Genomic DNA, 8,492 nt, shown 5'->3' with positions numbered 1-8,492 from the left:
GGCGACCGCATTCCGCTTGACGTAGCCGACGCCATTCTCGGTCTTGCCCTTGGTGCGGGCTCGATATGGCGCGCAGGCCCGTGGCCGGAAGCCCCAGTGCTTGGCAAACGCGGTCAGCTTGTCATTAAACACGACGGTGCGCGTCGCGGCATCGTGTTCCACGACCAGCGCACGCGCATTGTCGAACAGCACCTCGTCGGGCACGCCGCCAAACTTCACGAAGGAGCTTTCCAAGCCATCGAACCAGCTCTCTTGCCGTTCGTTGCGGAATGCCCTGACATGGTGCCGGCGCGAGTAGCCCAACGTGGCGACGAACAGGTAGGCGCGAACCTTGCTACCGCCGATCTCGACCAGCCGCTCGCCAAAATCGATCTGCAGCTGTTTGCCGGGCGGTGTCTCGAACCGCACCGTCGCACGCGCCTCGGCCGCAAGCTCCTGGCGATAGCGCTGGCCTCGTCCGGCTCCAGCATGGCCTCCCTCCGCGGATCTTTGAACCGCAGAGGACCTGAACTGAGTCGCTGCATAAAACCCCCGTTCTGACCGTGTCGCGAGGGGGTCAATTCCTCGTGTCGTCAGGGGGTCAATTTTCCACGTCGCCCGACACGTATCGACAGGCACGTCCCAGAAGGTAGGGAATCAAGCCAGTGATAGCTATTCCGGCTCCCACGTAGGGGCGAGCGTTGATATCGTTCGGATTGCCAGTTTCATCGCTTGCGGCGCGGGATAATCTTGCCGACGTAGTTGCCCGTCATTGCGCCCAAAAGGGCAAAAATCACCACCATGGCCCAAGACGGCAGGCCTGTAGCGCTGCCGCGAACGGCTATTCCGACTCCACCGACGAAGAAGCCAGCAAGAACGCCAATTATAGCTCCGACGAGCCATCCCTTCACAACATCAACCCTTGGTCTTGCTGCGCAGCCCGATTTCCACCAGCCGCCGTATAGCCTCCGGCCTCGTTGGAGTGGCCTCCTGCTTAGCTCTCCAGTCATCAACGGCTGTGAGATCGTCAGGCTGCAGGCGAACGCCGACGAGCGTGCCTTTCCCGGTTGCAGGCGGTCCTCGCTTCTTCTGTGTTATCACGGTTTGACGCTTCATGGAATCTGTGTTAACACAGTTTCGGGGCCGGTCAAATGAGCCGGACGAAGTGGGGTTATAAATGACTAATCTAAATCTTAAGGCTAGCGCTGGTATCGATCCATCCACGTCTTTTTGCGCATACACGTACTATACGGGCCTACGTGCTCAAGGCAGCGATCCCATTGTGTGGAAGGGTGGTCTTTATTGGCATGTCGGGACGTCTTCGATTGGCAACCTCGGCGAATGGGCCGCGCGGCACGACCCTGACGGCAAGCTCCGGATGGAGTACGCGCGGATGATGTGGGCAGCGCGGGCCTCGGATGAGGAGGTCATCCCGCTTGGTGCCGCGCCCGAGATGGCCTGAGCGGTATGGTATAATCAATCGCGGTGGTGAATCGCCGGCCACTGGATTGCTGAAACCCAGCAGCGAAAATGCCAGCGGTTCACCACCTACCATGTGTGCGTCGGACTTAGCCGGCGAGGTTCGCAGAGCAACTATTCAGACGGCACGCTCTTGCCCATTCCCTCAAACGATAACAACCGCTTGCTCACACCAGAGCAGGCGGCATCTCGGCTTAACATCACCCAGGACCACCTCAGCTCTCTCGTTAGCGAGGGGGCAATCGGATACATCAACGTCGGGCTCGGTAAGAAGCGGCCACGTCGGCGCTTTACTGAGGCAGATCTGAACGAGTTCATTGAGCGTCGGCGGGAGAGGGAAACACCGTGTCAGTCTATAAGGACAAGCGCTCGCCGTACTACTCGTATGACTTCTGGCACGGCGGTAATCGGTTTCATGGAAGCACGAAGTGCACGACGCGACGCGATGCTGAAAGGTTCGAGGCTGCAGAGCTAGAGAGGGCCAAGGCGCTAGTGAAAGCTACGGCGCGCGCCAAAGCGTCGCTGGCGATAAATGACGTCGCCCTGCGCCTCTGGAACGATAGTGCGCAATACGACTCGGAGCCGAAGGCCACCGAGACCAATCTGGCGCGGCTGATCGAATACTTTGGCAAGGAGAAGCCGCTCACAGAGATCGACCACAGGGCGGCCAAGGAACTCGTGGCATGGCGGCGAGGGCAGCGCGTCTCGCGACGCGGCAAGCGGACCAAGGAAGAAGAGCGGGCCCTGCCGTTGGTCTCAAACGCTACCGTCAACCGCTCGACCACTAAGGTGCTGCAGCGTCTCTTCACGTTTGCTAAGGATGAGGGCGCGGTGTTCGACAATGAACCGAAATGGGGTGAACTTTTGCTCCCCGAGCCGGTGGAGCGCGTACGCGAGCTAAAGACCGAGGAAGCTGACGCGCTTGATTCTGCAATGCGCGCCGACTACGAAGCGTTCTTCGACTTCGTGCGCGCCAGCGGTATGCGGTTTAAGGAGTGCGTGACCCTGCGCTGGTCTGAGGTGGATTTCGGCACTCGGCAAATTGTCCGCACCGGCAAGGGCGGTCGGCGAGTGGTGTTCCCGATCACGCCAGCCGTTCGCGAGATCCTATTCCCATTGCAGGGGCAGCACCCGGAATCCGTGTTTACCTACCTTGCAGTCTACGGCAACAAGCGGCTGGGTAGGGTGAGGGGGCAACGCTACCCTCTGACCTACACTGGCGCTAAGACGGCATGGCAGCGGCTCCGCGCTAATTCTGGCGTGGCTGACTTCCGATTCCACGATTTCCGTCACGACTTCGGGACCAAGCTTCTTCGCGACAGCGGTAACCTCAAGCTAGTGCAAAAGGCGCTCAATCATCGGGATATCAAGAGCACGCTCCGCTACGCGCATGTGCTGGACGAGGATGTGGCTGTTGCCGTCGAGCGGCTCGCTGAGTCCCGGAAAAAGTCCCGGAGTAAGATCAAGAAGGTTAGTTAAGCATTTGACTTACCGAGAGAAATAGGAATTCGCGTCCCACATTTCAAATGTCGTTCGCCGCAACGCTCGGGCTCGTGGCGCTGGTGCAGATCGGCATGCCGAACCTGTTTGCCTCGCCCGATCATTCCGCGACGGCGCGCATCGCGCTTTGGGGCGGCCGCGAGATCGCGATGCTATTCCTGGCCTCGCTGATCGCAGGACTTGCGACCACGCCCTATGCCGCCTTCCACTTCCATCGCGTCACGCCGTTCGGCGTGCTCGCCAATCTCGGCGCGATGCCGGTGGTCTCGGCACTGGTGATGCCGGCGGGCCTGTTCGGCCTGCTCGCGGCTCCCTTTGGGCTTGACGGTGTGTTCTGGTGGCTGATGGGGATCGGCATCGACTGGATGGTCGCGGTGTCGCGCTGGGTTGCGGCGCTGCCCGGTGCAGTCGGCCGGATCCCTGCGTTCGCCGTTGATCGCGGCAAGCCTCGGGATCATCGTGATGGGTCTGTTGCGCACGCCCTTGCGCTGGTCCGGTGCCTTGGTGCTGCTGGCTTCCATCGCGTGGGGGCTGTCGGTGCGGCAGCCCGATATCCTGATTGCCGGGGACGGCGCCAGCGTCGCGGTGCGGGGCAGGGACGGGCAGTTGCATGTGATCCGGGCGAGCAAGGATGGCTTTCTGCTCAAACAGTGGTTAGCTGCCGACGCCGATCCGCGCGATGCCGGGAGTAGCTCGCTGGCTGACGGCGTGTCGTGCGATGAGTCCGGCTGTGTGACGCCGCTTGCCGACGGTCGGCTGGTCGCGCTTTCCCTGCGCATCGATGCGCTGGCTGAGGATTGCAGTCGTGCCGCGCTGGTGGTCACGACGCGCCCCGCGCCGCCCGATTGCGCGGCGATGGTGGTCGACCGGCAACGTCTCGCCAGCCAAGGCGCGCTGGCATTGACGCAGCGTGGTGACGGCTTTGCGATTCAGGCGGTGAGAGCAAGAGGCACAAGCCGTCCCTGGCTGCCGGCCGGCGCCGGCGAGGGTGATTTCGACGGCAGCCTTGTGCCGAGGACGGCCGCGGCCCGCAACCGGGATGCAACGCCGGCGGAGACCGACCTGCAGGTCGACGATTAGGCGCCGGACGATTAAAAACAAACGCGAAGAGTAGGTCCGGGTCCGACCGGACGTTCCGCAGCATTAAATCTTACCATCTCGCCGGCCTCGGCCGGCGATGGCAATTTCAATCCTGGCCCGACCCCGCGGGCGGGGACGGCTCAGCCAATCGGCAAGCGCGTGATCGTCGACCGGCTATCGGCGACGATCTGCGGCTTGTGCTCGCGCTCGCTGACCGGCTGCGTCACCGGCAATTGCAGCACGGTTGCGCGCTGGCCTTCGACGAGCTGCGTCACCAGCACGTATTTGCCGTCGGGGAATTCGATCGCGTCATGATGGCGGTCGGGTATGTGCGGATCGATCTTGCCGAACTTGCCGACGCGGGAGTTGATGGTGCGCGTCCAGATCCAGCGATTATCGTAACGGACGTTGTCGGCGAAGGCGAGCTCCGTTCCCGGCAGCAGGCAGACGGCCACGGTCGGATCGGCCGCGGAAGCAAAGCCGCGCGTTGAGGTGCCGCGGAACGTTGTCGACACGATCGTCTCGCCGACTTCGGCGGGGCGAGATGCAACGGCATGCAGGCTGTAGTCACACATCGGGTGCTCCTCATTCGAAGATAGCAACCCGCGCCTCCTTCGGAGGCGCAAGCCTCTATCAGAGTGGAAGCACGTAACGCTCTGCTCCGTTGTAGGCAAATCTGCGGCTGGCGTTGCCGGACGCGATCACATTATCTTTCCCGAAGCCATAGGAACAAAGCTCGCTTCAGTGCATTCGGCGGATGCGAGCGCCCGTGGCCTACGGGCGCCGACCAGGGGAATGTGGCCAGCTTCGCCGTGGCTGTCGGTCGATGGCAGTTCGGGCGTTGCGGAAATGCTCGCTCCCTGCGTGCGCCGACTTGCGTGCGTGGTGCTGCAATTGAGTTGCGAATGCTTGCGCGGCCGATCAAGCGATCAGCACGCTGCGAAGGCGCTTAAGGCGATCCTGCACATCGTAATCTCCTAAGATCTCTTCACAAGCGATGAGTGCTTGGGGCCGCATGCCGAGGATGGAGCGCCGGAGAGAGGGGCCGGATAATCTGCGCAAGACCAAAAGACTATCCAGCTGGAGCGGACCGTCGTCCGCTCCAATCGGAATCATTGGTATCGAATGACCGCTAGCTCGTCTCAGTACTTGCGGTACAGCCCGATCAGCTTGCCCTGAATCTTCACCCGGTTCGGCGGCAGGATGCGCACCTCATAGGCGGCATTGGCGGGCTCGAGCGCGATCGACGCCCCCCGGCGGCGGAAGCGCTTGAGCGTCGCTTCCTCGTCGTCGATCAGGGCCACCACGATGTCGCCGGTATCGGCGCTCTCGTTACGCTGGATCAGCGCCATGTCGCCATCGAGAATGCCAGCTTCGACCATCGAATCGCCGCGCACTTCGAGTGCGTAGTGCTCGCCTGAGCCGAGCATGTCGGGCGGCACGCTGATGGTGTGACTGCGGGTCTGCAACGCTTCGATCGGCGTGCCGGCCGCGATGCGACCCATCACGGGCACCGCAACGGGACGCTCGCCCTCGTCCGCGGAAGAACTGGAGCTCGCGCGCACCTTGCCGAGATTGCCCTCGATGACGCTCGGCGTGAAGCCGCGGCGGCTGCCGGCGGCGGCCTGGAGCTCGGGCAGCTTGATCACCTCGATGGCGCGGGCGCGGTTGGGCAGGCGGCGGATGAAGCCGCGCTCCTCGAGCGCAGTGATCAGGCGATGGATGCCCGATTTCGAGCGCAGGTCGAGCGCATCCTTCATCTCGTCGAAGGAGGGCGGCACGCCGCTTTCCTTCAGACGTTCGCTGATGAACCGCAGAAGCTCGTATTGTTTGCGCGTTAACATCTCGACCAAAGTCCCCCGGTTGATGTCGTTCGATTCCGAGACGCTGAATTGGAGCGGTAGACCGCTACATGCTCGAAACAAATCATGAACGGACACTATATGTTCCATATGTGTTCCGCAACTGCTTAATTTACCGTGAACGCGGCAAAGTTCGCGGAACGCGTGTAGTGGATGCGTTCAGACGGGCAGGCGCAGCACCTCGCAAGGCGAGCCGGCCTCTGCCTTCGGAGCGAACGGTGCGCGGACGAGAAGTGCCTGTGCTGCAGCGAGATTCGCAAGCAGCGAGGAATCCTGGTGATCGACGGGAAGGGCCACCAGCGTGCCGTCGTCGCGCGTCTCCAGATGTGCGCGCAGATAGTCCGCGCGCATATCGTTTGCGTCCACATCGCGGCCGAGCACGGCGCGCTCTTGTCGGTGATGAATCACGGATCGTCCCGACAAGGCGCGAATCAGCGGCACCAGGAACAGGAAGGCGCACACGTAGGATGACACGGGATTACCCGGCAGGCCGATCACGCGCATCCCGCCGAGCCGCCCATGCATCATCGGCTTGCCCGGGCGCATCGCGATCTTCCAGAACGCCATCGCGACGCCTTCGTCCCTCAGCGCCTGCTGGACCAGATCGTGGTCGCCGACCGACGCGCCGCCGCTCGTGACCAGGATCTCGGCGCCGCTCTCGCGGGCGCGGCGGATGCCGGCAGTGGTGGCCTCCAGCGTATCGGCGACAATGCCAAGGTCGATGGTATCGGCCCCCTCGCTGCGGGCGAGCGCGTGCAGGGCGTAGCCGTTGGAATAGACGATCTGGCCGCGACCGGGCGTGGTTCCCGGCATTACCAGTTCGTCGCCGGTGGCGAGGATCGCGACCTTCGGACGGCGGCAGACGGCAAGCTGCGGATGATTCATGGCGGCGGCGAGTGCGAGATCGCGCTCGGTGAGACGGGTTCCCTTGCGCAGGAGCAGGTCGCCTTCGGAGAAGTCGACGCCCGCGGGGCGGATGTGGCGGCCGGCAATGGCGGCTTCCTTGATCGTGATGCGCTTGCCGTCCGCAACCGTGTCCTCCTGGATCACGACTGCGTCGGCACCGTTGGGAATGACGCCGCCGGTGAAGATCCGCACGGCTTCGCCGGGGCCCAGCGTTCCCGCGAATGGACGACCCGCCGCCACCTCGCCAATCAAGGTGAGCGCACTATCGAGCTTTGTTGCATCGCTCGCGCGCACCGCGTAGCCGTCCATCGCCGACATTGCTTCCGGCGGCTGTGTGCGCAGCGCCGCGACATCGCGTGCGAGCACGCGATGATAGGCCTCGTTGAGGGAAACCATCGCTTCAGGCAGCGGCTCCGCACCTGCCAGCACCGCGGCAAGCGCGTCAGAAACCGGCATCAAGGCCAAGGGCGGAAACTCCTGCTGAGCATATCGGCAATGGGCGGCGAAAGTTCTAGCCGAGTGCAGGCGTGAGGCAAAGGCGCCGACAGGATGATTTATCCTGCGTGATCTCCGTCATGAAGAATCGTGCGCAGACCGGTCACGGCATGATCCGGAAGGCGAGACAGACCGGTACGAGGATAGCCATGGCGAGGACGACAAGGATGAGCGCCACGGCCAGCATCGGATCAACTCTGCGTCTGTTCGCCCGAACTGACGCCGGCTGTCACGTCCGGAGCTTTGGGGCTTTGATCCTTGTCCGGCAGCGGATCGGCCTGCGACTTTAGGTCGGCGGCCTTGCTGATCAGCTTGGCGGAGAGGCGCGAATCCGAGGTGGTCTTGGCGAATTCGAGCAGCAAGGAGGCTTGCTTTGTGAGGTAGGCTTTGCCCAGCACGAGAATAAGTCCGATGTAGACGTCCCAACGGACTCATAGAGTCCGGAGGGAGGTATTCCGTTCCCGGAACTCTGTACAAAAATGTACAAAGTGAATTGGTCCCTACCCGAGCGGATTTGGGTGCCCGGAACCCGACCCGATCCGGTCGGCATCGGTGGTCAAATTCCCAACGCTAGCAAGGCCTTGCCGACATCACCGGGCGAGGTGACATGCACCGCCGTCAGTCCACGCGCTCGCGCCCCCTCGATGTTCTCGGCAAGGTCGTCGAAGAAGACGATTCGGCTGGCTGGCAGGCCGATCGCCGCCACGACATGATCGAACGCCTCTGCATCCGGTTTGCGCAGGCCGATGCTGGACGACAGATAGAGCTCGCGGAAATGCCCGAGCACCCCGGCATATTCCTTCGAGAAATAGTCGACATGTGGCCGGTTGGTGTTGGAGAAGGCATATAGCGGCACCTGCTTCGCCGCGCGCGGCAAGAGCTCGGCGATCTCAGGCATCTCGCCGGCGAAGATCGCGTTCCATCCCTCCAGAAATTGCGCGTCGGAAATGCCGATCCCGAGCGATGAACGCAGCGATTGGAAATAATCCTCGTCGCTGATCTTGCCGACCTCGTGCAGCCGGTAGGCCTCGTCACGCACATAGCGTGCGACGATGGCCTCGGGCTGGCAGCCCGCATGCCCCGCCCAGCAGGCGATCGCCTTGGAGAAATCGATATCGAGCACCACGCGGCCGAGATCGAACAGGAGCGCATCGGCGCTACCGGGGGAGAGTGAGGTCATCGCGTTCTTTC

General features: G+C 62.7%; 6 protein-coding genes and 2 pseudogenes. 2 read left to right on the top strand and 6 right to left on the bottom strand.

Annotation, left to right across the window (positions count from 1 at the left end; all coding sequences use genetic code 11):
• Positions 1 to 456: pseudogene (gene istA, locus IVB12_RS02800) on the bottom strand (IS21 family transposase); the annotation flags it as partial.
• Positions 457 to 1,803: 1,347 nt separating this feature from the next.
• On the opposite strand from istA, the gene IVB12_RS38300 reads away from it, so the two are divergent.
• Positions 1,804 to 2,937, top strand: coding sequence for a site-specific integrase (locus tag IVB12_RS38300; RefSeq protein WP_247295406.1), 1,134 nt, complete (start codon positions 1,804 to 1,806; stop codon positions 2,935 to 2,937).
• Between the two features lie 35 nt (positions 2,938 to 2,972).
• A pseudogene (locus IVB12_RS02790) lies at positions 2,973 to 4,038 on the top strand (ComEC/Rec2 family competence protein); the annotation flags it as partial.
• A 140-nt stretch (positions 4,039 to 4,178) separates the two neighbouring features.
• On the opposite strand, the gene IVB12_RS02785 reads toward IVB12_RS02790, so the two are convergent.
• From IVB12_RS02785 to IVB12_RS02765, 5 genes are all read right to left on the bottom strand, one after another.
• Positions 4,179 to 4,613: a hypothetical protein gene (locus IVB12_RS02785; protein WP_247275957.1), complete on the bottom strand. Its 435-nt coding sequence runs from the start codon at positions 4,611 to 4,613 to the stop codon at positions 4,179 to 4,181.
• Positions 4,614 to 5,180: 567 nt separating this feature from the next.
• Positions 5,181 to 5,882, bottom strand: coding sequence for a transcriptional repressor LexA (gene lexA / locus IVB12_RS02780; protein WP_247275958.1), 702 nt, complete (start codon positions 5,880 to 5,882; stop codon positions 5,181 to 5,183).
• A 177-nt stretch (positions 5,883 to 6,059) separates the two neighbouring features.
• Positions 6,060 to 7,271, bottom strand: a complete 1,212-nt coding sequence (gene glp / locus IVB12_RS02775) for a gephyrin-like molybdotransferase Glp (protein WP_247295404.1) — start codon at positions 7,269 to 7,271, stop codon at positions 6,060 to 6,062.
• A gap of 221 nt (positions 7,272 to 7,492) precedes the next feature.
• Positions 7,493 to 7,699 (bottom strand): hypothetical protein, encoded by a 207-nt coding sequence (locus IVB12_RS02770; protein ID WP_247295402.1) that lies wholly within the window; start codon positions 7,697 to 7,699, stop codon positions 7,493 to 7,495.
• A gap of 158 nt (positions 7,700 to 7,857) precedes the next feature.
• On the bottom strand, positions 7,858 to 8,481 hold the full coding sequence (locus tag IVB12_RS02765; RefSeq protein WP_247295400.1) for an HAD family phosphatase: 624 nt from the start codon (positions 8,479 to 8,481) through the stop codon (positions 7,858 to 7,860).
• Positions 8,482 to 8,492 lie beyond the last annotated feature (11 nt).

Source organism: Bradyrhizobium sp. 179 (genome assembly GCF_023073535.1).
Lineage (GTDB): Bacteria > Pseudomonadota > Alphaproteobacteria > Rhizobiales > Xanthobacteraceae > Bradyrhizobium.
Note: the sequence above shows the minus strand (reverse complement) of the source record. Positions and strands in the feature narration are given on the sequence as shown.